Origin of the sequence: Shewanella gelidii (genome assembly GCF_014647855.1) — a bacterium.
GTDB classification, from domain to species: domain Bacteria; phylum Pseudomonadota; class Gammaproteobacteria; order Enterobacterales; family Shewanellaceae; genus Shewanella; species Shewanella gelidii.
The window spans coordinates 1-658 of record NZ_BMPZ01000035.1 but is presented as its reverse complement, the minus strand read 5'-3'; the positions used below and the strand labels follow the sequence as shown (position 1 = coordinate 658).

Here is a 658-nt window from a genome sequence, read left to right as displayed (position 1 = left end):
TCGAGTGATTGGGGAAGGGTTCTCGGATGTGAGTCTGCTGAGTGGTTTGAGTGATAAGCTGTATTACCTGGCATTTGAGTCCACGCAAGTGACGGACTTTAGCACGCTGGCAAACTTCACGCAGCTCAACCAATTACAGATTACTCGTCATGATGGGCTGGACAATGCAAACTCGCTCGCGGGTCTCAGTCCGGTTCAGCATCTTGAGCTTTCAGACAACGCAGGCTTGGTGGATATCAGTGCGCTGTCGAATCTGACGAATTTGTATTATTTAGGCCTGAACTATACCCAGGTGAATGACTTAACACCGCTGTTTGGTCTGACGGCGCTGCAGAGTTTAAACATCGAGCGCATTCCGCTTACAGATACGAGTCAGATTGACACGTTGCGAGCGAATGGTGTGGAAGTGTGGGGCAACCCGTTTATCGACAGTGATGGTGATGGCATTGCAGATGAACATGATGTGTTCCCGAATGACCCCAATGAGCAGAACGACAGCGATGGTGACGGTGTTGGCGATAATGGGGATGCCTTCCCATGGGATGCGAGTGAGCAGTTAGACTCGGATGGGGATGGGGTTGGTGACAACCGTGATGAAATGCCATTGGATGCGACGGAGGTGTATGACACCGATGGCGATGGCATCGGTAACAATGCC

1 pseudogene is annotated in these 658 nt (G+C 51.2%); it reads left to right on the top strand.

The features are described 5' to 3' along the window. Positions 1 to 28: 28 nt before the first annotated feature. Positions 29 to 658 (top strand): annotated as a pseudogene (locus IEY18_RS17320) (hypothetical protein); the annotation flags it as partial.